Genomic DNA, 24,589 nt, shown 5'->3' with positions numbered 1-24,589 from the left:
ATCGAGCTAAAAATTTACGAACTTGCAAAGTTACTCATTATTAAGCGGAATTTGTACTGATGTCTAAGGTGTTATTACCTAATATTATATTCGGATGATGGAATAGTTTTTGTAATTTACTTTTATAAACAATTAGCCCTTGAAAAAATTAGATTTAAGTCGCCAAGAAAAAGAAACCGTAGAGCAAGCGCTTGATTTTTGGAATGTAAATGGAAATTTGGATAACCAAAAAACGGAGGAGCTTAAAGCTACTATTGATGAGCGTAGTTTTGAGTGGAGGGTGCTTGCTCGATATGCTTTTTGGGTAGCGTTGGCGTCTTTGATTTTTTCAGTGATTTCTTTGTTTTCAGATAATGCTCTTGAAAAGTTTATTCAGCAATTTTATGATACTCCCAATGTGATATTTTGCATTGCTTTTGCTGGGTTATCCTTTTTATTTTACTTCCTGGGGTTTAGAAATAAAAAATTATATCCAGATAAAACCTTTTCAAATGAAACCTTAATGTTGGCGGGATCATTTTCAACAGCAGCGTGTATTGGGTTTTTAGGGCAAATTTTAGATCGAGATAATCATTTTTTCAGCATCTTATTTTTTCTTTCTATCCTAATTTACGGTGTGTTATCCGTCAAGTTAAGTTCAAAATTGATTTGGGTTTTTACCTTAGTTGCTTTGGGCATATGGTTTGCAACCGAAACAGCTTACCATAGTGATTGGGGATGGAAATTTTGGGGAATGAATTATCCATTACGTTTTACGATTTTCGGAATAATTCTAACCACCTGTGCTGTGTTTGTTCAACCAAAGTTTATGCAATTAAAGCCATTTAAGTCGACAACTATAGTGATAGGTTTATTATATACCATGATTGCCTTGTGGTGTTTGTCTATCTTTGGAAATTATAGTGATTTCGAGGCGTGGTCAAAGATTAGGCAATGGGAAATATTTTATTGGGGATTGATAGCTGTATTTTTGTCATTAGGTTTGGCTTTTTTCGGTTTGAAGAAAAGAGATACGGTAATTCGTGATATTGGATTTGTATTCTTTTTGTTAAATCTATATACACGATTTGTGGAGTACCTTTGGGATAATATCAATCGAACAATTTTCTTCCTTATCTTAGCAATATCATTTTGGTTAGTAGGACGTTGGTCCGAAAAGATATGGAAAAAGCAAAGCTCTTCAGAATAGAAGCGCTTTGTTTAAGATGTCTAATCGGGTCTATATTTCCATCTTTTTATGTTTTTATATTCTTAAAGTTCTCCCCATCCAAAGCATGATAATTCCAGCTATTATTCCGTTATAAGCATGGTTACTTCTTACACCGTATCCATTTCTTGCATATCCAAATAATTTTGGTATTTGTCTTTTTGAGACTGGATTATAATCAAAGGGACAAATAGAGATAAATATTAATTACTGCAACATAAAAATGTTTTTATAAACTTTTTATAGAAATTAAATTAAATAATATTTAACAATAAATTTTGGTGATTTTAGACTTGCAAATCATATTTCTAGGATTGCCTTTAAATAAATCAACCGCTATCCTTATTGGTTGATTTATTTAAATGTTATGCGGAATCTTTGTTTCTTGTAATGATAGTAAGTTAATTTATTTTTAAGCTGTAAGTAATGTTAACGCCTCCTGCTGCTAGCATGTCATGGACAGAACAATATTTCTTTACGGCGAGTTCAGCAGCTTTTTGTGCTTTGACCTCGTCAATATTTCCTTTCAATATGAAACTAAGATGAATATTGGTGAAAATGTTGGGAATTTCTTCTCTGCGATCACCCTTTACTTCTACTTGAATATCATCAATCTGCTGACGTTGTTTTTGAAGAATTGTTGTTAAATCAAAAACACTACATGAGCCTAAGGCCATCAATACAAGTTCCATTGGCCTTACACCTTTTCCTTCACCGCCGATAGAATCAGATCCATCAATATTTACTTTTACCGTTGACAATTCGCTAGACGCTTCAAAATGAACACCTTTATTTATACGTTGTAACTCGACTTTCATGCTTTATAAATTATTTTATTACTAAAATAAGAAAAGGTCACTGAATTCAGTGACCTTTTCCACGTGTTTTATTTTTTAGTGTTAAGGCATTTTTACACCTCTATATTCAGTAACATCAACTTTTTCCAATTTTGTGCCGTATTTTGCATTAATAGCCTCGATTACTAAATTTGCCATTACTGCATTACCCATTGGCGTTAAATGAATACCATCCAAAGAAAATGCATTACCCGAGATAAATGCTGAACTAATTCCTACGCCATTATAGTTTATGCCATTTTTCAAGCGTGTTAAAAAAGCATTAGCATCTGCTACGGCTATGTTTTTACTGGTTGCAATCTCTTTTATTACTTTATTTAATTCATTTATATGTGCTTTAATAGCGGCTGTTTCTTCAGTATCTAACACATATTTATCCTCGATAGGTCTATTAGGGTGTAATCCATAAGGCGCTGGAGAGCCATTTGTGTTACCTAGTAATCCAGAACTAGAGAAAGGCAATACAAATAAATCATTATCCGTCGCTGGTCGAGAAGGGTTTGTTTTTGTTGTTATAAATAAATTAGTAACCGTTTGTCCAGAAGCTGCTGATGCGGCATCTAATAATGCTTTACGTGTCACTGTTGTGAAATATGGAATCGAGGTTACATCCGGAATTGTAGCCACCACACCTTTTTGTCCATTGGCAGTCAATTGAGAAATAAATTGTGTATATACAGCTCTAAAAGTAGCCAACGAAGTTAATACTGTTGTACCTGCAGGATTGTCATTTACTGCACCATTTGTTGCATAACCTAAAACATCATTATTTCCTAACCAAAATGAAAAGAATGTATGATTTCGGTTTGCTACAAACTGTTGATAGCTTTTTGTGCCTGCCTCAGCATCTGGTATTAATCTCTTAAAATACATGTTCCCTGCACTGACTAGACTTACGCCTGAATGATCTAAACGCATCCCTGGAACACCTAAGTTATTAATTTCTGTTCCTTCGTATTTTGTTAGCACGCCATTATTTAGAGCAGATTTATCGCTCAGCCATTCTAGTTGTGGTTGACCATTTACCAACGCTTTCAATCTATAATATCCAGAACCATTTGATTGTGCTTCAGAAAAGAATGGTGTATTGAACTCACCTCCTCCATGTGTTTTCATTTTTTTCGCTAGGAGATTGGGAAAAGCGACTTGCTGACCTTCCAAATAAAGGCCCCCATCTGCAAAACCTGCAGTTAGTGAATTACCTACTGCAATATATTTCGAGAAATCGACCTTAGCTTTGTTTTCAGGAGTTAATTCCTTTACAATTTCAGGTTTGCATGACGCTGTTATTGCTGCTAAAGCCCCTATCGCAATGCATAGTTTTATGTTTTTTTCAAATCTTTTCATCGTAATTACCATTTATAGGTTAAAGAAATACCTGGAGCGTGAATATTAGTTTTAAAAGTTCCACTTAGGCGAGTTTCAGCATTCGTAACGGTGCGTTCAATTATACGTTGGAATGTGTATGCTCCTGACAAATCAAATTTATCGGATAGATTATAGGTGAAGCCAATTGAGCCCATAACGCGATTATTGTCAGGTGTCTCAGCGTAAACATACTGTGCACGTACTGGTGTGTATACATATCCGGTACCCATACGAAGATCAAGCTTATCTGTTGCTTCGTAGTTTAAACCAACTTTACCTGAAAATGCATTTTCATATTTTTTAGTTTGTTCAGTGTCACTTAGAAATGGAGTATTGTCCTCGTAATCAAATACTAATTTTTTATAAATGCTATACCCAATCATGGTGGCGTCAGCAGCAATGTCAAACTTTTCTCCCACAGGGAAAGAGATTCCTAAATTAAAAGACGATGGAAGAGGTAGCTCTGCTGAAAATTTAGTGTTAGGAAATGATGATGCAACTGCAGATGGGACTGTGAATTCTGCGTCTCCATCTTCTAATTTTGTAATTACTTTAGATCTATAGCTTAAGGAAATCGCAAAATCCTCTTCTAAATTGTAATGCACGCCGATATTATACCCCATACCTGTGCCGACGCCACTTAATTCAGCACGTCCAGCATGTCCATTTTGGTCAAATAATGGAATAGAACGAGATAAATCCACTGAACCTCTATTGTATACAAATCCTCCGCCAATACCAAAGTTTTCTGTTAATTTAAAACTTACTGTAGGTTGGATGTATATAGCTCGCATAGCAAGGTGATTCAATTCAAACCTCCCTGGCCATTCCGTTCCCCAATCCACAGCGCCACCAAATGGCGTATAAACTCCTATTCCAGCTTTCCACCAACTATCTTTTGGTCCAAAAGAAGCGAAAATCGAAAATGGAGGAGTTATTTGGAATTTGGTGTTATGTTGTTCATTGCCTCCCGTTTCCTTGAATGCTGATCTGTACATCACCGCAGAAGCACCTAATGAAATTGCATTGTTCTTTGATTTTGCTAATGCGCCAGGATTATAAAAAATACTAGTCTCGTCGACAAATAATGCGGAACCGGCACCAGACATTCCTAGTGCTCTAATACCTTGTGTGTTCACTTGTGAACCTTGGGCGAACGTTAATGTTGGACTTGCCAGCAGTAGGGCAAAAAGTAATTTTCTCATATCGTGAAAGGTTTGCTATGACCAAAAATAATATGCTAACATAGTATTTTTTTTAGAAATAAAATAATTATTTGTCTTTTTTTGATTAATAGAAATGATTAACTTAACAATCAAAATTTATATATCATCATGAGTCAAGTAACATTTAAGGGGTCGCCTGTTAACACGAATGGTACGTTACCTAAAGTTGGAGAACAAGCGCCAGACTTTTCTTTAACATCAGGGGATTTGTCGCAAAAATCATTAAAAGATTTCGAAGGAAAAAGAATTATATTAAATATTTTCCCGAGTGTCGATACTGGTACTTGTGCAGCCTCTGTTCGTGCATTTAATGAAATTGCCTCCTCTTTGCCAAATTCTGTAGTACTTTGCATTTCTAAAGATTTGCCTTTTGCGCAAGGAAGATTCTGCGCAGGCGAAGGTTTAGAAAATGTAATTACACTTTCGGAGTACAAGGATTCGTCTTTTTCGGACGCTTATGGTGTACGATTTAGCGATGGACCATTAGAAGGTTTGTTGAGTAGAGCTGTGATTGTTTTGGATGAAAGCGGTAAAGTAGTGTATAATGAACAAGTTTCAGAAACTGCTGATGAGCCTAATTATGAAGCAGCATTAGCAGTACTGTAAAAATAATAAGCTAGGGGTTATTTTATTAATCCTTAGCTTTTATTCTATGTAATATTATTTTTAATGAATAATATTGCATTATGATTGACAATCAACCTAAAAAAATACTTACAATCTTTGATCCATATACTTCAAACGGCATTCTTCTAGCACAAAAGGTGATCGAAGCTGGTTATAAGGTTCTGCTATTAGGGGGTAAAACAAAAGCTCAATTTGAGCAAGTAGCTATAATATCTGATTTAATCTCTGAAATTGAATTTATTGACATTTTAGATGGTTGTATTGACAACTTGAGTGTTTTAGAGAATATTCGGAAAAGCGAAAATTTAATTTTGATTAAGAGTTTAGCTGACACAAAATGGTTTTTCGATCATTCTTATGATTTTAATAATGAAGCGCCAATTTTTGAGGTGAGACAACTGTTAATTCTTTTGGCAGAGCAAAATAAAATACCAATTATTCAACATGATTTCTGGCAATGCACATCAGAAATTTTGGATGAAGTAATAACTAAAATTGTGCATTCTATTTTCTCCGAAAATGGCAAAAAAATGTATTTGAACACATTACAAGCAGACATTGTCTTCATTGAAAAATTATCCTATGTGGAACTACTAGTAAAATGTATTAAGGATTCTGCTGAGGTCTTAAAGTCGGAATTAGAAGACAGTCAAATTAGCATACGAGATATATTTCGCTTAGTTTTTGATGTATTTGGCGCAGAAATTGAATTTTGTGGGAAAGGTGAGCATGAGAGAGGAGTAATCGTTGACTATGAAGATGATATTTTGTCATTATCAAATATTAATACTTCAAAAATTCGTTTAGGCAATACAATTGTTAAATTAAATGAGGTAAATTATAATAGAATTTCTGCTATTTCAAAATTTGAATTGAAGAGAGATATTTACACCTCAATGAGCAATATTAACCAGGGGGAAATCAAAAGATTAATTAAAAGTAAAATTTACAATTCATTGAATTTGAGTTGATTAGATGAGTTGTTGTGCGTTTGTAATTAATTTTTCAACGAATGTTATAGAACTTGATAAATTGGAATAGTTTTTGAAGTTTTCTTGAATCTACGAAAAACAATATTTAATAATACAAAGAATAAGTCATGTTTAATTTGGGGGTAGGATTATGGAAGATAAAGTAGCTAGTGTCAAATCTAAAAAGACAGAGGTAGAGCCAAAAGGTAATAAAGATAAATCAAAAATTTATTTTTTTATCGTGGCTATTATTGCCTTATTGGCTACTAATGTATACTTCTATGTAAAATATAAATCATCAGGTGAGAAGCTATATACATTGACACTTCAAAAGGAAAAGTTGCAAATTGAAATCGATAGAATTGAAGCAGAACTTGATAATATCGATCGTCAAAATATTCAAGGATTACCTGTAGAAGTGGTAGAACAACAAAAAAAGGCAAGGCAAAACATTGCTGATTTGCGTGCTGCATTGGAAGAAAATAATGTTTCAGATAGTCAGATTCAATTAGCAAACACCCAGTTGGAGAATTTGAAATCTAATGTTTCTAAATTGCTAGGGGAAGTAAATGATTTGAAGTTACAGAATGAAATTCTAAAAAAGCAAAATGTGGAATTGCAAGGTACTGTTAAAGAGACTTCAACCAAGGTTCAGCAATTGGCCAACGATAATTCATTATTGAATGAAAAAGTTTTGATTGCGTCATCATTAAAAGTTTCGAATATAGCTGTAAACGGTGTTGAAGAAAAGAAGAACGGAACTTTGGAAATTGAAAACAAAGCAAAACGAGCTGACAAATTGCAAATTAAATTTACTATAGTTGATAATGCGTTAGCACGTAAAGGAAGAAAAGAAGTATTTGCTCGTATCATCGACCCACAAGGGAATCTTATTGCAGCAAGTAACTCTATTTTCTATATTCATGGTGACAAGTTACAGTATACTTTCAAAGAACATATAAACTTCACTAATAATGGAGAAGAATACCAATTTTTATGGAGTGATACTTCCAAACTTAAAAAAGGTGCCTACACCGTATTGCTATATGCTGACGATGCAATTATGGGAAGGTCAAGTGTTGTGCTTAAATAGTTAGTAAATTATTATTTGTAAGATATTTAATAGCCTGCCTTAGGTAGGCTATTTTTTGTATTATAATAAATTATGTGATAATAACCAGGATGATTATATACTCTACATCAATAAACATTGCTCATCAATAGAAATAGAATTGGTTATACATTTTATACTTTACGATCAGTCTTATAAAAGCAAAAAAGGATATTAGCAATATAATATCCTTTTTTGTTATGTGCGCCTGGCATGTGCGTGAACTCTAGGGTGTAAGTCCCGAACGTGCCTTGATAGTGGGAAACGTTAACTTAAGGCAAGGGTGTCCTCCGTGAGGAGGAATCTGAAGGAAGCCGGCGGTAAATCTCTGGCCTGACGTACAGGAAGCGAATTAGGCAGTTGGATGTGGGTAAGTCTGCATAACAAGACAAAGCCCCAAACTATCCGAAACATCCCGCTGTATATTCGACAGGTATATGGAGAGAAATGGAGAGCTGCCCTGCAAGGGATATGCTGGAAGCAGAAAAGTAGCAGGGAGCGCTGAACGATATCTTGAAAGAAAATAGAAAACACGGAAACAGGGAAAAAAAATGCAAAACAACATGTTACTCGAAGAAATTATGAGTAGTAGCAATCTTCATGAGGCGTACGATCAGGTTGTAGGCAACAAAGGCGCGCCCGGCACTGATAAAGTCGGTCACGTTGATTTAAAGAACAGATGGCATGTGAATGGCGTCATATTAAACTACAACTAGAGCAGGGAGAATATCGTCCATCGTCCATTAAACGTGTTAAAATCCCTAAACCCCATGGCGGAGAACGTTTATTGGGTATTCCTACCTATATGGATAGGCTTATCCAACAATCTATCTCTCAGGTTTTGGTGAAAATGTATGATCCTGACTTTTCGGAACATAGCTATGGTTTTCGTTCAGAGAAGAATGCACACCAGGCATTAGTAAAAGCCAAAGAATACATTAACTTGGGATATAGTCATGTTGTGGCTCTAGACCTGGCGCAATTCTTTGACCGAGTTAACCACGACTACCTAATGAATGAATTAAGCAAGAAGATCATTGACAAGCGAGTTCTGAAACTAATTCACCGCATCCTTCGTGCCGATATTTGTGATGAAGGGAAATTGACTTCTTGCAAGCAGGGGGTTCCACAAGGCGGTCCATTAAGCCCGCTACTTTCCAATATTATACTAGATAAACTAGATAAGGAATTGGAAAGCCGTGGTCACCGTTTTGTTCGCTATGCAGATGACTGTAGTATTTATGTTAAAAGTAAACGTGCTGGTGATCGTGTAATGGAAAGCATCAGTAAGTACATTGAAAAGGAACTAAAACTGAAAGTAAATTTAGAAAAGAGTGTTGTTACTCGTCCTTGGCGCACGCGGTTACTTGGGTTTACGTTTTACCATAAGAAGGGCAGCAAAGGCATTAGTGTACACGGTAAAAGTATTAGTATCTACAAGGATAAAATCCGTAAGATTACTAGTCGCAGAAGCCCTGTGTCTATGGGGGAACGGATGATACAAATCCGACGATTGAACCAAGGCTGGGGTAGTTACTTCAAGTTAAGTGAATCGCGAAGCATATTTGAAATGCTAGACGAGTGGACACGTAGCCGTGTTAGGCTCTGCTACTGGAGCCAATGGGAACGGATCAAGACGCGTGTGAAGGAGCTTAAGAAACTAGGGGTGACTTCTAACCAAGCTTATCAATGGGGTAATACCCGTAAAGGTCCGTGGCGAACGGTAAATAGCCCAATCTTGAAACGAACGCTTACCAATGCATTCTTAAAGAAAGAAGGACTATTATATCTTACCGATATAATAGTCCCAAAGACTGTTAATGTTTAATGAACCGCCGTATGCCGAACGGCACGTACGGTGGTGTGAGGGGTCAGGTAATCAAATAATGATTACCTTCCTACTCTATAAGTTTTGAACGCAATATTAAGCGGTGTATTCTTTTTTCTTCGGGAACATTAATGATGCAATAACGCTGATTGCAAGAATCGATATAATAATTATCAAGGAATGTGCTGTGGTGAATCCCCACTCTTTCAAATAACTGTGCAAAAGCATTTTTGCTCCAATAAATACCAATAAAAATGCTAAACCAACTTTCAAATAATGGAATTTGTCAATGATATTTACCAATAAAAAGAACATCGAACGAAGTCCTAATACCGCAAAAATATTCGAGAAGAATACTATGTAAGGATCTTTTGTAACTGAAAAAATTGCAGGGATAGAATCGACTGCAAATATTAAATCAGTGAACTCAATTACTAATAATACTAAAAATAATGGAGTAACATATTTCACGCCATTCTCCACGACGAAAAATTTTCCACTGTCTAATTTGTGGGTTACCTTAAAGTATTTAGAAGCAAACTTTACTACAGCATGGTTTTGAGGATCAACCTCTTCTTCCTGATTACGATTTCTATACATCATAATACCTGTATATACTAAAAACGCTCCAAATACATATAAAATCCATCCAAATTTAGCAATAAGAGCAGCGCCAATAAAAATAAATATACAACGCATCAGAATTGCTCCAATGATTCCCCATACTAATACTTTATGGTAATATTTTTCTGGAATACCGAAAGAGGTAAATAATAATACCATTACAAAGATATTATCTACAGACAAAGCATATTCTACTACATATCCTGTTAGATATTCTAGTGTGAGTGTTTTATTATACGCTTGAATACTTGCTGCTAAATCATTTTCGTTAATTTTTACATCGTGAAGATGCATCACGATAACTTCTTTTAAGCGCGCGAAATCATGTACATTATGAAGCTCGTTACCCCAATAATAGAGTATTGCGCCAAAACCTAAAGCGAAAGATACCCAAATAATGGACATAATGGCTGCGGCTTTTAGAGTAATAGGCTTGTCGCTTTTGCTAAATAATCCAAGATCAATAGCCAGCATGAGGATTATAAAGATGATAAATCCTCCAAAAAACATTAATTCGTGACTCATTTTATTTATTACGTTCTGTTGTAAATTTTACTAATTGTTGTAATCCTATTTTATATTCATTGTCGGCAAATTCAGCAAGTATATCAAAAGCTTCTTGTTGATATTGCAGCATTTTATTTGTAGCATATTCAAGCCCTCCACTACTTCTTACAAATTGAATAACTTCTGCCACTTTCTCCGGATTATCATTGTGGTTCTTGACCAGTTTTATGATGTTTCTTTTTTGCGCACTCGTAGTTTCGTTCAAAGCATAGATCAAGGGTAGTGTCATTTTCTTTTCTTTGATATCATTTCCAACTGGTTTTCCTATATCATCTAGCCCAAAATCGAATAAATCATCTTTAATTTGAAATGCTAAACCTACTTTTTCGCCGAATAATCTCATTTTTTCAACAACTTCATCGCTAGCACCTACTGATGAAGCCCCAGAAGCACAGCATGAAGCAATTAGTGAGGCTGTTTTTTTACGAATGATTTCATAATATATTTCTTCCTTAATATCTAACTTTCTTGCTTTTTCAATCTGTAACAATTCTCCTTCGCTCATTTGCTCAACGGCGTGTGATACAATTTTCAACAAATGGAGCTCACTATTGTTCACCGATAGAAGTAATCCCTTTGCCAATAGAAAATCACCAACTAATACAGCAACTTTGTTTTTCCAAAGTGCATTCACAGAGAAAAGACCTCTACGCTCGTTGGCATTGTCTACGACATCGTCATGAACCAAAGATGCGGTATGTAATAATTCAACTAGAGAAGCGCCACGGTACGTAGATTCGTTGATTGTGCCGCATAAACCAGCCGCAAAAAAAACAAACATAGGGCGCATTTGCTTGCCCTTTTGTTTGTATAAATATTGTGTGATAATATCCAATAGTGGCACAGAACTTTGCATGGATTGCTTAAACTTTTTTTCAAAAGCAGCGATTTCTGTGGCTATGGGTTTTTGTATTTCTTTTAAACTTCGCATGAAAATGGTACGTACCAATAAGCTTCAATAATAGTTAACTAATATAGTAAAATTACACTAGATGGATTCTGCTGATTTTTCTAATTCAGTGTACCATTCCGCACCGTACTCACGTATAAGTGGATCTTTAAGAAATTTATAAACTGGAACTTTGAGCTCTTTCCCAAAAGAACATGCATCGTGACAGATATGCCAACGATCGTAATGTAATACATCAAATTCGGGATAATGCGTTGTACGAATAGGGTAGAGGTGGCAAGAAATTGGTTTTTTCCAATTTACTTCTCCTAATTCATAGGCTTTTTCGATAGCACATTTAGTAATGCCGTTTTCCCAAGTTACATAAGCACATTCTTTATTGCCATCCACGCATGTGGTGGTCAAATCGCCATCTGCATCAATGACACTAGTGCCATATTCTTCGATAGCCGCTATGCCTTTTTCGGTCATTAAGTGCTTCACTTTGGGGTAAATTTCCTCCAAAATTGCTTTTTCAGACTGACGCAATGGGGCTCCAGAATCACCTTCTATACAGCAAATGCCTTTGCATTTGGAAAGATTGCAAACAAAATCATTATTAATAATATCTTCATGCACTAACACATTTCCAACCTCAATCATTTCTTTTATTTTGAATAACTTACTTTTTTACCTAATTCGTATTTCAATCCTTCCGCTTTAGTCAAATCCATGGTGATTGAACCAATAATGATTTCAACTTGTGCTTTTACGGGTATGCGATTACCATCATTAGTGACCCAAAGATATAACTTACTATTATCTTTAAAAATACGTCCGGGTTTTATTTCTGGATTCAACTTTATACAATCAATAGTGCCTAGTGCTGTTTTGATTTTTTCTGTACCGACATATGTAACCTTTAATTCTGCTACTTCATCATTTAGAAAGTAAGGAATTTTAAAAGAATTACCACTTTTCAATGTCGATAGGTCCAAATTTCTTGCGAAATAATACGCAGATACTAGATCAAATAATTGCGATGAAGGACTTTTGAATGTACCTTTGGCACCTTTTACAGTGTGATTGCGGTGATCAAAAGTGGCATACTCTTTTCGTGTATAACTATTTTCCTTGATATCTTCTGTATACAAATAAGGCTGGAAGGTATTCCCATCAATATATGAATCGTATTTGTTTTTGACAGTAAATAATAACGAAAACGCAGAAGACGTTTGTCCATATGCGCTTAAATGAAATGTGTTCTTATTGCTAAATTGTAATTTTGATTTATTTACCGAAAGAACTCCATTTGCTGCAGAAAGCATTCCATATCTTAGCTTGTATGATAATTTCTCGCCTTCTTTGAATGTTGGTTCTTTCAAATACGGTAATGTTTGGCTAAAGCCAAATTTAAATCCGATGAATACAAGTAATAATGCTACGTAAAATTTTTTCATATAATTAGGACAATCTACAAGGCTAATAGTTTAACTTTTGCGTTTGAAGACAGGGACAGTAGAGCACGGTTCACCATACATAATACTTTTTGCGACTTGAGTAAGTTTTGATGTAAAAGTAACGAATGCACTTTCTGGAATAAAAATGTCACCACATCCTTTTACTACAATACGCTCGTCTCGGTAGCTTTCGTACGGAATTGCATTGATTGCCGCATTATATTGGTCGCGGATAATATCTTCTTTGGTTCCAAAAGTTAATGAGGCTGCATAAGGTGTTAACTTATTTGCTAGAATCATATATGCCCAGGTCGGCACAATAGCGTCCGAAGAACATGTAATACCTACATGCTTATCTTTGTATTGAGACCAATCATGTTCTTTTACGAAGTCACGAAAATCTTTCTCTCGTAATATAAGTCCATGAAATAAATTGTCTTTTATGTCATATACGATAATGTCCTCTGGATTGGGCGAATATTTTGCTAAATCAATGGTGATTAATCCACTTTGAGCAACTTTATTAACAATATTTTCTTGAATATCCATATCCGTTAAAAATAAAAAGCCGAACACGTATTGCGTTCGGCTATAAAAATAATTATAATATCTTAATAAAATCTAATTCGATTGTCATCAATATCAGCATTGTCCATCAGCGCTTTGAAGATTGCTCCCCATGAACGTTGTTGTTTTGTTGCTAATTGTTGTTTTTGTTGTGCTTTACGCTCAGTTTCTACCATTTCTTTTGGATTAACAAAACTAGAAACCTGAACTGCATAAATACCTTGTGTGCCTTCAATGCTTTTCGATGGCTTATTTGGTTGCAAGCCAAATACAGTTCCTATTACAGCACTTTCAAAAGATACGCCTGGAATAACAGGATTAGCAAGAACGATATTCTCAACGTTTATAGCTGATTTACCTAATTTTTGAGCAATTTGATCGATTGATGAAGAACCATTTAGTGCATTGTTCATTTTCTCTTTCAACATGCGTGCTTTCACCAAATTCGTAACAGCAAGTTGAATTTCTGGTTTGATAGCTTCTAATGGCTGAACTCCTTTAGGACTAATAGAAAGGTTTTTAGTAATGATAAAGTTATCGTTTGTCTCGAAAATCTTATCCGTTACATCACCCGCTTTAGCTTCATATACCCATCTTACCAGTTCTCTTGGCACTTCGACACCATTTAAAGTATTGTCCATTGCGCGAAGACGGATAGCCTTTTCAGCAGTTAGGTTATGTTTTTTAGCAACTTCAGCAAAGTTTTTACTATTTACTTCTGATAGGATGTTATTTGCTTTAGTATATGCCGCATCTGTTGTTTCTTTACCAGCAACAATAGCTTTGTCCACTACAGCAACTTTAACAATTTTAGAATTTCCTATGTGTTTTTCGATTTTCAGGATATGTACACCAAATTGAGATTCTACAATCACTACATCACCCGGTTTATTATTGAAAGCCGCTTCTTCAAAAGGACCTACCATTTGACCTCTAGTGAATGTACCTAAGTCTCCACCATTGTTTTTGCTACCTTGGTCTTGGCTAAACTCAATTGCTAAAGTTTCAAATTTTTCGCCTTTAGCCAACAAGCCTTTGATTGAATCTGCTTTTGCTTTAGCTTTGTCTACACCACCTTCTGCAGCTGCATTTAAAAGAATATGACTTGCTTTTACGGAGTCAGCACTAAATTTTGAATCAATTACTTTTGCAATCTCGTAATGTCCATTGGATACATACGGTCCTACTGTAGTTCCGTTAGCAACGTTAAATACAACTGAGTCTAAAGCAGGGCTTAATTGTCCCTTTTTGAAGAAATTAACAGGAACTTTATTATCTGAATTTATCGTTACAAACGACGAATCATTTGTAGATGCACTTAGCTCTTGTTTTAATGTTTGAATAGTAGCAAGTGTTGCCGCCGAATCTTGTTTTGTTGGTTTAGCATCAATTAAGATATATTCAACCGTACGAGTTTCTTCTTCGTTTTTGAATAAGTTCTTATTCTTATCATAATACTCTTTGTAATCTGCATCCGTCAATTTGATATCAGCATCATTTATTGAAGAGTAGTCTAAAAGCACATATTTGAAATTAGCTAATTTGTTTTTAGCAGTGTATTCATCTTGCGCTTCCAAAGCAGTTACATATACTGAAGAACTAACTAAATTAGAGTATTTCTCAGATAATCTTTGTGAACGGATTTGTTCCAACATATTTTCCCACTGTTGAGCAATCTGAGGGTTTGTTTTAGCTTCTGTAATTACCTGTGCTAAATATGCTCTGTCAAACTGACCTGTTTGTGGATTAGTGAATGTTTGAATGATTTGTTGCGCTGGGTTTGGACCAGAGATCAGATCATTTAATTCTTTTTTACCTAAGGTAATTCCAACTTTTTCGATTTCAGAATTTAATAATTCTTGCGAAACCATTTGATTCCAAACCTGCTGAACAGCAAAATTTCTAATTTGTGGAGTCTCTGCACCTCCCATTTGTTGTTGATATTGATTAGATGTTTGGTCTACCAATGCATTGAAATGTTGATAATCAATTCCATTGCCATTGATATTACCTACTTCATTTTGTTTTTGCATCCAAAATGGAGTTCCTGATTGAATAATATCACCTAATAAGAATGCAACAATTGCTAAACCGATCACGAAGATTACTAATCCCGCGCGGTTACGCAAATTACCCATTAATCCCATATTCCGTAATTTGTATTTATGTGTTCTTTAGTTATTTAATTGACTTTGTTTTTTAACAAGGCGCAAGATACAATTTTTATAAAAAAAAAGCATATAAAATATATGCTAAATCAAAACATCTCTTTTAGTTTTTTGTTATAGTAGATTTTACTGACCAAATGAAGGCATTTGACTACTATTTGATGGTATGAAAAATCCCGTCATGTTTTCTCCTTCTATATTTTTGAATTCTGTATCTGAACGAAATGACATTGCTTGAAGGCTGCCTCTTGCATCTTTAAAATCCATTGTAATAGGAACAGAATTATAATAGATCTTTTGGTTTTCATCGTAAAAAATTTCTTCAGACTTTATTATAGAGCCATCAGCCATATTAATTACCACATTCTTTTTAAACTCTGTAATCCCTTCTACACTTCTTTGAATTCCATAATCCGATTTAATACGTTGGGTTTCTTTGCCGAGAGCATCGTAAAAAATAATTTGCAGTCCTTTTTCAAATTCGTAATTATTGTTTTTACCCTGCGTCGTGTCATGGTAAATTTTCATTTCTGGACCAGTCAGCTGCGCTTTGACCACAGCTGAGTCGCTGTAAATAATTTTTACATCCTTGTACAAATCCACAGCTTCCTCCTTTTTGATGTTTTCTATCGCATTGATATCTTTCATCTCATTTTCGCAGGCAGTAAATGACAAAATCCCTATTATGCAAAGAACAAATAGGGAAATCGTGTTTTTCTTGAAGATTTTACTAATCATAACTTCTTCTACGGAACCAAAGGTCATTGATATTAAATCCTATATTAATATTTATATAACGTTCACGTACTAGATTATTTTGTAGCGTGCCTTGTTGACCTATTTCTGCTGAAATATTAATTCGAGATGAGGTGCTTCCGAAGTTAGTTTCAGGAAGAGGAAGTCCAAATCCTAAAGTTACGGCCATATCATCTATGCGTGTATTATTCGCTGTAATATGTCCTTGATTATAACGTACACCTAAACGGTAGTCTACTATATTCCAATATTTATTTGAACCAGCATCAGGTTTCCACTGTCCACCTAAAGCTACACCGTAATTTTTACCCAAAGATGCTTCTCCCGCACGAGTTTGGTATTCAGTCCAATCTGCATATTTCAAATCCGCACCAATCATCCAATCGTAACCTTGTGAAATGGTTATCCCGACGTTATGTTTCATCGGAAGATTAATGTTACGTGTACGTTCGCCAATTTCTGGTAACGAATCCAACGCAACATTTTCGAAGTCTGGATCTGCTGATGGCTGAGTACGCGTTATTAATTGTGAAGTTTTTTCTTTTACTGTATTATTTAATGATCCAGAATAGCCTAAGGTAATATTGTGTTTTCTACTTACAGGAAATGAATATTGAGCCCCGTAATCCACTATAAGGCCACGAACTAAACGTGTAACTTGGCTTCTAGCGTTCAATGAGTTGAAATCAGTAGGAAAACTAACTGTTAGATTATCTTTCAGTTCTCCGAATAAGAAACCTGCATTACCTCCAACACTGAATCCCTTAAAAGGTGAAAATCCATAACCGATAAAAGCTTTGTTCAGACCACCTTCTCCTTGTTTGGACTGTTTGGTTGTAATGGTGCCCATTGTACGCATCTCAGTAATGTTGTAACCGATATCCGAATAAGGCATTAATCCAAAAGCAATACCATGATTACGTGCTACAGCAAAACCAAAGCCGAAATGTGAAAAAGCAAAATCAGCAGTGTTGTCCTGCGCTGATCCTTTGTTTAGTTGTGTGATATTTCCATAAAGCCCCGCTTCCAAGATTGTTCTATTTAATCCAGAATAACTCGCAGGGTTAGCAATATTCAGAATAGGTAGACCAGCTTGATATCTAAGGGCTGTAGATATGCCACCCATTGACCTTGTTTGTGGCAATAAATCTTCGCGCATTTGGCCGATTCCAAATTTGGAATAAGGAGAATGGGAAGTAGTTTCTTGAGCGAAAGACTGTGATCCCGTAAACAGCAATGCTGTTCCGAGCATAACTTTTATCGCTTTTTTTGCACTCAATATGTTCGACTGTCTATACATATATTTATTAAAATCCGATAATGGATTACTATCTAATACTCTTAGGTCAATAATAATACTAACTTTATTTCGATACAAAACTATTTAATTTTAAATGAATACCTTAGTCAATTTTGTTAAAAAAGGTTAATCGTTTATATATTAATTCATTACATGAATTGAAAATAGATTATAGTAGCTATAATGATGATGTAAATGCTTTCGTACAACCATTTTATCTTAGCATACGCAAAATAATACGCTAAATATATTGCCAATGGCGGTACGCACAATAAAAAATGATTTATAGTAATTTGGTTACTTAGATAAAAAGATCCCACAATCAACAACAACATGTAAAATAATAATTGGAGTGACTTTCTCAGATGCACAATACTTCTGAAATATTGATCTTTTAGTACCAATAAAAATAATAAAACAGCTATACCGATAGGAATAACCACCAAATAATCATGATAATCAACTTTCAATCCAGTCGGAAGAGGATTCGCAAATGGTTTGAATATTTGCAAAAACTCATCAAAACGATCTATCCAGTAATACAGCACACCCAATAAGAAGTAAACTACCCCGAATCCCAGAATAGGAGTGACCCATTCTCGCCAAATAAATGGACGAAAGATTATAAGTGCTATCCACAACAAAAGTAGCATCACGATGAATGGAAAGTAAATCAAACTTCCCAAAGCTACTATCATTCCCAAATCAAACATTAGCGTTTTGACATCTGCTTGTTTGTAGATATTGAATAATTTTCCCATCATCCAGATGGTAATGAAATTACAAATCAATGTAGGCGATAGCACCAAAAAAGGTAAAAAAACACTGACCAATGTCATGAAAATTAATGCGGTCAGAAAGGTTGGTTTACCTAAAAAATTAAAGTGGTTAATGATTCTATTTAGTAAGAAAGCTTGTAGGAGTGTCAATACTAACGTTAGTAGTACATTAGATTGTGGATGAAGGTTTTTACCCAGTTCAATATTTAATAAATTATGAACAGCGGGCTCTAAAAACAGTGGCTTTAGTTCTGTTGGTAGGTGTAGAAATGCGCCCAAACACAATAAAGTTCCCACTGCACATACCCAAAATATGTTTATAGGTGTGAATTTTCTGTGTTGGTTGATTATCATAGTTTATACATAGAAAAATTGAAAGACTATTTGTCTTCCAATTTTTTTACTTTTCTATCGATGGTAAATAAAAACACATACATTCCAATCACAATGGTTAGAATTACGCCAACAACCACCCAAATCTTTCCCGAACTTCTCAATCCTGTTGCCATTTCTACATCACTTTGCGCAAATGTAGTACAGATTGTGAATAGCATAAATGCCAATACAAGGCTAATTTTTTTCATTACAATATCTATTGAATTTTATTTGCTTTATTTTCTAGTAAACGAAGTCTGTAGCGAATCGAGCATACCCAAACACCAGTCAAAATCCAACCTACTACAGCTGTATAAAATACTGGACGCATGTAGTTGTCCATATCCAATTCACCAAAAGTTGAGTTTCCTCCACTACCTGGGTGTAGTGAATCTGTTAATTTTGGTAGGATATACAATAACACGACCATTATTGGGAAGGCAAAAATATTGTAAACAGCCGATATTTTTGCTCTCTTTTGTTCTTCTTCTAATGCATTACGCAATACTAGGTAGGCCAAATACATTAATGTGGCGATTGCAGAACCGTTCAACTTGGGGTCATTAGGCCATGGTTCTCCCCATGTTATATTCGCCCAAAGCATTCCAGTCAATAAACCAAATCCGCAGAACACGATGCCAACATTGACAGCTTCTACAGCCATTATATCATGTTTCATGTCCCCACTATTGAGGTATTTGATACTGTAAATGACTGAAATAAGATATAAAATCACCATAGAAAACCACATTGGAACGTGAAAATACACGTTTCGAATGGTTTCATTAAGAATATGGAGCTCCGGAACAGGTCCAATCAATCCTGCTACTACCGACGCACTTACCATAAATGCAGCAAGGATTTTCCACCAATTTTTTCTCATTATTTTACTAAAAATTTAATCCCTCCAAAGGTAAGGAAATAACAATAAAGATATAGTAATTGTTATGACATTAATTGCGAGGAGAACAGCGATTTCACCGAAACTAATTCCTCTATCCAATCCTTGTAATGCATTATTAGAAAGCTTAATGAGAACAATCAACAGTGGGATAATTACAGGGAAAGCTAAAATTGCCATAATTGTACTGTTGTTTCCAGTTTTGGAACTGATGCCTGAAACCATTGTAAAAACGGTCGCAAAACTGATACTTCCCATAAGTACAGCTACAAAATACAGCAAACCATCACCCACAGGATTTTTGAAAATAACAGAATACGTGAAATAGGCAATCAACGACAGAAAGACCATCAAAATGGTATTATAAATAATTTTAGAAAGAATTATTGCTTTTGGCCCTGTGATGGAATAATAATACAATTGTCGATATTGACTTTCTTGAACGAAAGATCTACTAATCGCATTGATGGAGGCAAAGAGTAGAATAATCCAAAAAAGAGCATTCCACATTAACGTATCATCTACAGTTTTGAATGCTTGATAGCAGACAAAAACTGTAGATACTACATATAGAAATATGCTATTGATAGCATGTTTTGATCGCCATTCTAAGATAAGATCTTTATGGACTAAAGTTTTGACTTCTTTCAAAAGACTCATGTGTTGCAAAGATACACATAATTTGAAATTCGTCTATTACATGTAATGCCTGATTACGCGTTTGAAATATCCGATTTAGCTTTATCAGCAATATCTTCTGCTTTGCTAGCTACACCATGTGCTGCGTCGGATGCTTTATTAGCCCAAGTAGAAGCTTTGTCCGACACTCTGTCTAACACACTTTTACCCGCATCTTTAGCTTTTGCAGTTAAATTTTCTAACTCTTCTTTAGCGCTAGCCGCTAATTTAGATGCTTTTTTAGATTCTTTCTTTGATAATTCCTTGATAGATTTAGTCAAATCTTTTATACCACAATTTGCTTTATCTAAAGTTTTCTTGCCGTCTTCTGTAGCTAATAAATAATAAGCAGCAGTACCCACCGCAAGTCCTAATAATGCAAATGCTACTAATCCGTTTTTATTTTTCATAATATTGAAATTTTGATTGTATATAAATATAACTACTTATTTAGTGTTTTATTAGAACAACCATCATTCCAAAAAGTTTTTGACAAAATAGTATTAACAAAATTTAACTTTCAACAGTTCTTTGTGCGGATTGTAACGTATATAAATGGTGATATAGTCCTGAGCCTGTCGCAATTAATTCGTCATGATTTCCAAATTCAGCCACGACACCATTTTCTACCACAACTATTTTATCGGCATTTTTAATAGTCGAAAGTCGGTGTGCAATGATGATAGAAGTTCTATTTTTCATTAGTTCTTCTAATGCTTCTTGAACCAGGCGTTCGGATTCGGAATCTAATGCTGAAGTAGCCTCATCTAAAATCAAGATAGAAGGATCCTTTAGTAATGCTCTGGCAATTGCAATGCGTTGGCGTTGGCCACCCGAAAGTTTGACACCGCGTTCACCAACGATCGTATCATAACCTTCAGGGAATCCCATAATAAAATCATGTGCGTTGGCACGTTTTGCTGCTTCAATAATACTATCTGGATTAGCGTCCAAACGACCATAATTAATATTTTCACGTATAGTACCTCCAAATAAAAGAACATCTTGCGGTACAATAGCGACTTGATTACGAATATCTGTAAGTGAATAATGTGCTGACTCTACGTCATCGTATAAAATCTGTCCTTTAGAAGGGTTATAGAATTGTAAGATTAAGGAAGCAATAGTGGATTTTCCAGCACCACTTGGGCCGACAATAGCAATTTTTTCGCCTGCATTCGCCGTAAAAGAAATATCTTTTAAAATATCAATATCTGGTCTTGAAGGGTAAGCAAATTGAATATTGGAGAAGGTCAATTTTCCAGCAATAGGATTGCTAATTTCTTTATTGTGTTCACTAACAGTGATATTTTCCGTTTGTTCATTCAAAATTTCAATTACTCGCTCACTTGCGCCCAATGCTTTTTGGATTCCGGCATACAATTCAGGGAAGCTACCCATAGAACCAGCTACAAACATTGAATACAGAATATAGGTTGTTAAATCTCCAACCGTAATTTCTCCTGTAGCAACTAGCGTCGCGCCATACCAAATAACGGCGATGATAGCCCCAAAAATGCAGAAAATAATAAATGAAGCGAATAAACCTCTGAAAGTAGCGCCTTTGATGGCTAATTTTACAACACTGTCTAATTTCTTGCCGTAGCGTTGAGATTCGTAATATTCGTTAACAAATGCTTTGACATTAGAAATGCCCAATAAAGTTTCTTGCACGATGCTGTTGGAGTCCGCTAATTGATCTTGCGTCTGACGCGAAAGATTACGAATAAATCTTCCGAAGAAAATAGCTGTAACCACCAATATTGGCAAAATGCTTAAATTCATTAAAGCTAATTTTGGTGAAACCCACACGAGCAACAAAACACCTATACAAAGACTCAATGCTTGTCTGATAATCTCGGCTAACGTTGTCGTTAGTGTATCTTGAATTTGTGATAAATCAGCTGAAAGTCTACTATTTAATTCGCCCACTCTACGATTTGCGAAGAAATCAACAGGCAATGTTATGAGTTTGCGGTAAGAGTCGCGACGAATATTAGCTAATGCTTTTTCCGCAATTTCGACAAACAGTCGAATACGGAAAAATGATGTTACCGACTGAAAGAATAAAATTGCAATTGATATTGATCCGATGTAGAGTATACTTGGCTCAAGCCATGGATAAGTTTGCTTGCCTTGAGCGGCATCGATCATAGCGCCCAAAAGAGCTGGGAATGTCAACATCGTCAGGCTAGATAATACCAAAAAGACCATGCCGATTATAAACTTGAATTTATAGGGCTTGAGATACGTAAATATTTCTAAAGCTTTTTTTACAAGTTCTTTGTTAATCTTTGGTTTTGGTAATTCTTCAGCTTGGGTATTGCCACTATTCAATCTTTGTCTAGCCATTATCGTGAACTCAATGCTTGTTTAATGGCGACAAATGTACATATATTCCTCTATGTAGCTATCAGACTTTCGTCACATTTTTAGATTTCAATAGCTTATATTGATAGATTAGTGTTGCTATCAATGCTACAATTAATATACTAAAAAGATAGATGTAGGTACTGCTGCTTTGGTCTTCCTCTTCTAGATTTTTAATAGTTTCGCGAAGTTTATCATTTTCATTTTGCAGCTTAGAAATGGTTTTCATGTAAGCTGTCACTTGTTGATCGTATTCAGTAGCCAATTGTTCAAAACGTTCTTTTTCACTGTCTTTTAAATCCAAAAGTTTACGTGTCTCCACAAAAATATTATTGTCTGTGATGACGATTTGCTTAAGGATGTCTATGGATTTTTGCATATCATTCTTAGACTTAAAAAGACCGAAAATTCCAGTTTTCTGTTGCAATGAAACATCATATTCACCGAATTTTTGATTTCGTGCATTCAAAAGATTGTTTACGCGTTTGCGCTGATCTTCGAATGTACTTGATGTATCCAAAGGTGTTTGGGAAAAACTATAAAAAGGGTATGTGAAGCTGAGAAGTAACAATAGTGCAATAAGCCAATTTTTCATGTATACTGATGTTTTTGTTGATTAAGACGATGATTTGACGAATAAGTTTAATTTTTTATTTGAAATGTAGCGTGAAAAGTATTACAACCGTTATACTAGTACTAAACAACCAAATTATGAATTTAATAAAATCTTTTTTATTTCTGGGTGTCGTATTTTGCATGTTGTCGGGTTGCGACAAGGTAGAAAGCAATACTTATTTCAAAACTACACTTCCCGTTTTTGAAAAAATGTCGAACGTGCGGAAGTTAATGACCTCGGTAGTAACTCCGCAACCTTTGGAGCAAACGGGTAAGATTTACATTTTTAAAGACTTCTTGTTTATAAATGAGCCGATGAAGGGTATTCATATTTTTAACAATGCAAATCCTGCTAATCCTACTGCATTATCTTTTTTGAGTATTCCTGGTAATGTAGACATGGCTGTGAAGGACAATATTCTTTATGCGGATAGTTATGTTGATTTGTTAACTTTTGATTTGACAAATCCTGCAAACCCTACTTTATTGCATCGAATAGAAGAAACGTTTAAAAATGTATATCAGTACAATTATGAAACAAAATCTTTGCAGGATGTCGTAGTTGGTTATGTAGACACCGTTATTAATAGAGAAGATTTTCGAAAATATAATCCATACGTATCTTACTATGCGGAAACTTCAAGTCATTTGAATTATAGTGGAGGAGGAAGTTATGGGCAAGGTGGGTCGATGGCAAGATTTACTTTAGCCAATGAACATTTATATGCGGTTGATCAGTCGTCCTTAAATTTATTCGATGTGTCGGATAAAACTAAACCTGTGTTTTCTAAAAATATTAAACTGGGCTGGGGTATTGAAACTATATTTCCTTATAAAAATAATTTGTTTATAGGTACAAATTCAGGCATGTATATTTACAATATTGACAATGCAGCTCAACCTAAAGAATTGTCACGATATGAACATGTGCGTGCTTGTGATCCTGTCGTGGTGAATGATGATTACGCTTTTGTAACTTTACGTACAGGTGCTGTTTGTGCAGGCAAGGTAAATGTTTTGGAGGTTGTGGATATTAAAGATTTGACAAAGCCAAAGCTTCTAAAAACGTTCCAAATGCAAAATCCACATGGTCTAGGCTTAGCGGGGGATGTACTTTATATTTGCGAAGGACAGTTTGGATTTAAAAGTTTTAATGCGAAAGATGTGACGAAAGTAGGAGATATGCTCATAGAACATCTCGCGCAATTGAATAGTACAGATGTGATTCCGGGTCCAAAATCGTTGATTGTCATAGGTGAAAATGGAGTTTGCCAATATGATTATTCAGACAAATCGAAGTTGAAATTGTTGAGCTGTATTTCTGTTAAACCTCATATAGATTAGT

At 35.0% G+C, this 24,589-nt stretch carries 24 protein-coding genes; 6 read left to right on the top strand and 18 right to left on the bottom strand.

The genetic code is table 11. The features are described 5' to 3' along the window. The first annotated feature begins 139 nt into the window (after positions 1–139). Entirely contained in the window at positions 140–1,189 is a 1,050-nt protein-coding gene (locus FLS47_RS00800) for a DUF2157 domain-containing protein (protein WP_149912499.1), read from the top strand. Positions 1,190–1,608: 419 nt separating this feature from the next. On the opposite strand, the gene FLS47_RS00795 is transcribed toward FLS47_RS00800, so the two are convergent. From FLS47_RS00795 to FLS47_RS00785, 3 genes are all read right to left on the bottom strand, one after another. Then, complete coding sequence (locus FLS47_RS00795) at positions 1,609–2,025, bottom strand: OsmC family protein (protein ID WP_149912498.1); 417 nt, start codon at positions 2,023–2,025, stop codon at positions 1,609–1,611. 81 nt (positions 2,026–2,106) lie between these two features. Then, positions 2,107–3,411, bottom strand: a complete 1,305-nt coding sequence (locus FLS47_RS00790; RefSeq protein ID WP_149912497.1) for an SGNH/GDSL hydrolase family protein — start codon at positions 3,409–3,411, stop codon at positions 2,107–2,109. Between the two features lie 5 nt (positions 3,412–3,416). Beyond that, positions 3,417–4,637, bottom strand: coding sequence for an OmpP1/FadL family transporter (locus tag FLS47_RS00785; protein ID WP_149912496.1), 1,221 nt, complete (start codon positions 4,635–4,637; stop codon positions 3,417–3,419). Positions 4,638–4,766: 129 nt separating this feature from the next. On the opposite strand from FLS47_RS00785, the gene tpx reads away from it, so the two are divergent. From tpx to ltrA, 4 genes are all read left to right on the top strand, one after another. Then, on the top strand, positions 4,767–5,264 hold the full coding sequence (gene tpx, locus FLS47_RS00780; protein WP_149912495.1) for a thiol peroxidase: 498 nt from the start codon (positions 4,767–4,769) through the stop codon (positions 5,262–5,264). Between the two features lie 80 nt (positions 5,265–5,344). Then, positions 5,345–6,256, top strand: coding sequence for a hypothetical protein (locus FLS47_RS00775; protein ID WP_149912494.1), 912 nt, complete (start codon positions 5,345–5,347; stop codon positions 6,254–6,256). A gap of 151 nt (positions 6,257–6,407) precedes the next feature. Then, positions 6,408–7,349, top strand: a complete 942-nt coding sequence (locus FLS47_RS00770; protein WP_149912493.1) for a hypothetical protein — start codon at positions 6,408–6,410, stop codon at positions 7,347–7,349. Between the two features lie 697 nt (positions 7,350–8,046). Then, positions 8,047–9,195 carry a group II intron reverse transcriptase/maturase gene (gene ltrA / locus FLS47_RS00765; protein WP_223225073.1) on the top strand — a complete coding sequence of 383 codons (1,149 nt, stop codon included), beginning with the start codon at positions 8,047–8,049 and terminating at the stop codon, positions 9,193–9,195. A gap of 96 nt (positions 9,196–9,291) precedes the next feature. On the opposite strand, the gene FLS47_RS00760 is transcribed toward ltrA, so the two are convergent. The 15 genes from FLS47_RS00760 to FLS47_RS00690 all read right to left on the bottom strand — a co-directional run bounded on the left by FLS47_RS00760 (position 9,292) and on the right by FLS47_RS00690 (position 23,224). Next, positions 9,292–10,344: a TerC/Alx family metal homeostasis membrane protein gene (locus FLS47_RS00760; protein WP_149912492.1), complete on the bottom strand. Its 1,053-nt coding sequence runs from the start codon at positions 10,342–10,344 to the stop codon at positions 9,292–9,294. Position 10,345: 1 nt separating this feature from the next. Next, positions 10,346–11,317: a polyprenyl synthetase family protein gene (locus tag FLS47_RS00755; protein WP_149912491.1), complete on the bottom strand. Its 972-nt coding sequence runs from the start codon at positions 11,315–11,317 to the stop codon at positions 10,346–10,348. Between the two features lie 57 nt (positions 11,318–11,374). Beyond that, complete coding sequence (locus FLS47_RS00750; RefSeq protein WP_149912490.1) at positions 11,375–11,938, bottom strand: DUF3109 family protein; 564 nt, start codon at positions 11,936–11,938, stop codon at positions 11,375–11,377. A 5-nt stretch (positions 11,939–11,943) separates the two neighbouring features. Further along, entirely contained in the window at positions 11,944–12,735 is a 792-nt protein-coding gene (locus FLS47_RS00745) for a DUF3108 domain-containing protein (protein ID WP_149912489.1), read from the bottom strand. A 30-nt stretch (positions 12,736–12,765) separates the two neighbouring features. Continuing rightward, positions 12,766–13,284, bottom strand: a complete 519-nt coding sequence (locus FLS47_RS00740) for a DUF2480 family protein (RefSeq protein WP_149912488.1) — start codon at positions 13,282–13,284, stop codon at positions 12,766–12,768. A gap of 62 nt (positions 13,285–13,346) precedes the next feature. Then, complete coding sequence (locus FLS47_RS00735) at positions 13,347–15,449, bottom strand: peptidylprolyl isomerase (protein WP_149912487.1); 2,103 nt, start codon at positions 15,447–15,449, stop codon at positions 13,347–13,349. A 147-nt stretch (positions 15,450–15,596) separates the two neighbouring features. After that, the gene (lptC, locus tag FLS47_RS00730; protein ID WP_149912486.1) at positions 15,597–16,208 is read right to left on the bottom strand and encodes an LPS export ABC transporter periplasmic protein LptC; all 612 of its coding nucleotides are present in this window, start codon (positions 16,206–16,208) and stop codon (positions 15,597–15,599) included. Further along, a complete protein-coding gene (locus FLS47_RS00725; protein ID WP_188347325.1) occupies positions 16,201–17,505 on the bottom strand; it encodes a hypothetical protein in 1,305 nt (434 codons plus the stop codon). Before FLS47_RS00725 ends, lptC begins: the two co-directional genes overlap by 8 nt. A 170-nt stretch (positions 17,506–17,675) precedes the next feature. Continuing rightward, the gene (locus tag FLS47_RS00720) at positions 17,676–18,659 is read right to left on the bottom strand and encodes a DUF6427 family protein (protein ID WP_149912484.1); all 984 of its coding nucleotides are present in this window, start codon (positions 18,657–18,659) and stop codon (positions 17,676–17,678) included. Positions 18,660–18,685: 26 nt separating this feature from the next. Next, positions 18,686–18,889: a CcmD family protein gene (locus FLS47_RS00715; RefSeq protein ID WP_149912483.1), complete on the bottom strand. Its 204-nt coding sequence runs from the start codon at positions 18,887–18,889 to the stop codon at positions 18,686–18,688. A gap of 8 nt (positions 18,890–18,897) precedes the next feature. Beyond that, on the bottom strand, positions 18,898–19,563 hold the full coding sequence (gene ccsA, locus FLS47_RS00710; protein ID WP_149912482.1) for a cytochrome c biogenesis protein: 666 nt from the start codon (positions 19,561–19,563) through the stop codon (positions 18,898–18,900). 15 nt (positions 19,564–19,578) lie between these two features. After that, the gene (locus FLS47_RS00705) at positions 19,579–20,241 is read right to left on the bottom strand and encodes a heme exporter protein CcmB (protein ID WP_149912481.1); all 663 of its coding nucleotides are present in this window, start codon (positions 20,239–20,241) and stop codon (positions 19,579–19,581) included. 53 nt (positions 20,242–20,294) lie between these two features. Further along, the gene (locus tag FLS47_RS00700) at positions 20,295–20,669 is read right to left on the bottom strand and encodes a YtxH domain-containing protein (protein WP_149912480.1); all 375 of its coding nucleotides are present in this window, start codon (positions 20,667–20,669) and stop codon (positions 20,295–20,297) included. A gap of 103 nt (positions 20,670–20,772) precedes the next feature. Next, on the bottom strand, positions 20,773–22,611 hold the full coding sequence (locus FLS47_RS00695) for an ABC transporter ATP-binding protein (RefSeq protein WP_149912479.1): 1,839 nt from the start codon (positions 22,609–22,611) through the stop codon (positions 20,773–20,775). Between the two features lie 61 nt (positions 22,612–22,672). Further along, positions 22,673–23,224, bottom strand: a complete 552-nt coding sequence (locus FLS47_RS00690; RefSeq protein ID WP_149912478.1) for a hypothetical protein — start codon at positions 23,222–23,224, stop codon at positions 22,673–22,675. Between the two features lie 116 nt (positions 23,225–23,340). Here FLS47_RS00690 and FLS47_RS00685 point away from each other — a divergent pair, with 116 nt between their 5' ends. Next, positions 23,341–24,588, top strand: a complete 1,248-nt coding sequence (locus tag FLS47_RS00685) for an LVIVD repeat-containing protein (protein WP_149912477.1) — start codon at positions 23,341–23,343, stop codon at positions 24,586–24,588. Position 24,589: the final 1 nt, after the last annotated feature.

Source organism: Sphingobacterium cavernae (genome assembly GCF_008520265.1).
Taxonomy (GTDB): Bacteria; Bacteroidota; Bacteroidia; order Sphingobacteriales; family Sphingobacteriaceae; genus Sphingobacterium; species Sphingobacterium cavernae.
This window is presented reverse-complemented; position numbering and strand designations above follow the sequence as displayed.

Coding starts and splice junctions, on each gene's coding strand:
- FLS47_RS00795 (WP_149912498.1), bottom strand. CDS start 2,025: ATGAAAGTCGAGTTACAACGTATAAATAAAGGTGTTCATTTTGAAGCG.
- FLS47_RS00790 (WP_149912497.1), bottom strand. CDS start 3,411: ATGAAAAGATTTGAAAAAAACATAAAACTATGCATTGCGATAGGGGCT.
- FLS47_RS00785 (WP_149912496.1), bottom strand. CDS start 4,637: ATGAGAAAATTACTTTTTGCCCTACTGCTGGCAAGTCCAACATTAACG.
- tpx (WP_149912495.1), top strand. CDS start 4,767: ATGAGTCAAGTAACATTTAAGGGGTCGCCTGTTAACACGAATGGTACG.
- FLS47_RS00775 (WP_149912494.1), top strand. CDS start 5,345: ATGATTGACAATCAACCTAAAAAAATACTTACAATCTTTGATCCATAT.
- FLS47_RS00770 (WP_149912493.1), top strand. CDS start 6,408: ATGGAAGATAAAGTAGCTAGTGTCAAATCTAAAAAGACAGAGGTAGAG.
- ltrA (WP_223225073.1), top strand. CDS start 8,047: ATGGCATGTGAATGGCGTCATATTAAACTACAACTAGAGCAGGGAGAA.
- FLS47_RS00760 (WP_149912492.1), bottom strand. CDS start 10,344: ATGAGTCACGAATTAATGTTTTTTGGAGGATTTATCATCTTTATAATC.
- FLS47_RS00755 (WP_149912491.1), bottom strand. CDS start 11,317: ATGCGAAGTTTAAAAGAAATACAAAAACCCATAGCCACAGAAATCGCT.
- FLS47_RS00750 (WP_149912490.1), bottom strand. CDS start 11,938: ATGATTGAGGTTGGAAATGTGTTAGTGCATGAAGATATTATTAATAAT.
- FLS47_RS00745 (WP_149912489.1), bottom strand. CDS start 12,735: ATGAAAAAATTTTACGTAGCATTATTACTTGTATTCATCGGATTTAAA.
- FLS47_RS00740 (WP_149912488.1), bottom strand. CDS start 13,284: ATGGATATTCAAGAAAATATTGTTAATAAAGTTGCTCAAAGTGGATTA.
- FLS47_RS00735 (WP_149912487.1), bottom strand. CDS start 15,449: ATGGGATTAATGGGTAATTTGCGTAACCGCGCGGGATTAGTAATCTTC.
- lptC (WP_149912486.1), bottom strand. CDS start 16,208: ATGATTAGTAAAATCTTCAAGAAAAACACGATTTCCCTATTTGTTCTT.
- FLS47_RS00720 (WP_149912484.1), bottom strand. CDS start 18,659: ATGATAATCAACCAACACAGAAAATTCACACCTATAAACATATTTTGG.
- FLS47_RS00715 (WP_149912483.1), bottom strand. CDS start 18,889: ATGAAAAAAATTAGCCTTGTATTGGCATTTATGCTATTCACAATCTGT.
- ccsA (WP_149912482.1), bottom strand. CDS start 19,563: ATGAGAAAAAATTGGTGGAAAATCCTTGCTGCATTTATGGTAAGTGCG.
- FLS47_RS00705 (WP_149912481.1), bottom strand. CDS start 20,241: ATGAGTCTTTTGAAAGAAGTCAAAACTTTAGTCCATAAAGATCTTATC.
- FLS47_RS00700 (WP_149912480.1), bottom strand. CDS start 20,669: ATGAAAAATAAAAACGGATTAGTAGCATTTGCATTATTAGGACTTGCG.
- FLS47_RS00695 (WP_149912479.1), bottom strand. CDS start 22,611: ATGGCTAGACAAAGATTGAATAGTGGCAATACCCAAGCTGAAGAATTA.
- FLS47_RS00690 (WP_149912478.1), bottom strand. CDS start 23,224: ATGAAAAATTGGCTTATTGCACTATTGTTACTTCTCAGCTTCACATAC.
- FLS47_RS00685 (WP_149912477.1), top strand. CDS start 23,341: ATGAATTTAATAAAATCTTTTTTATTTCTGGGTGTCGTATTTTGCATG.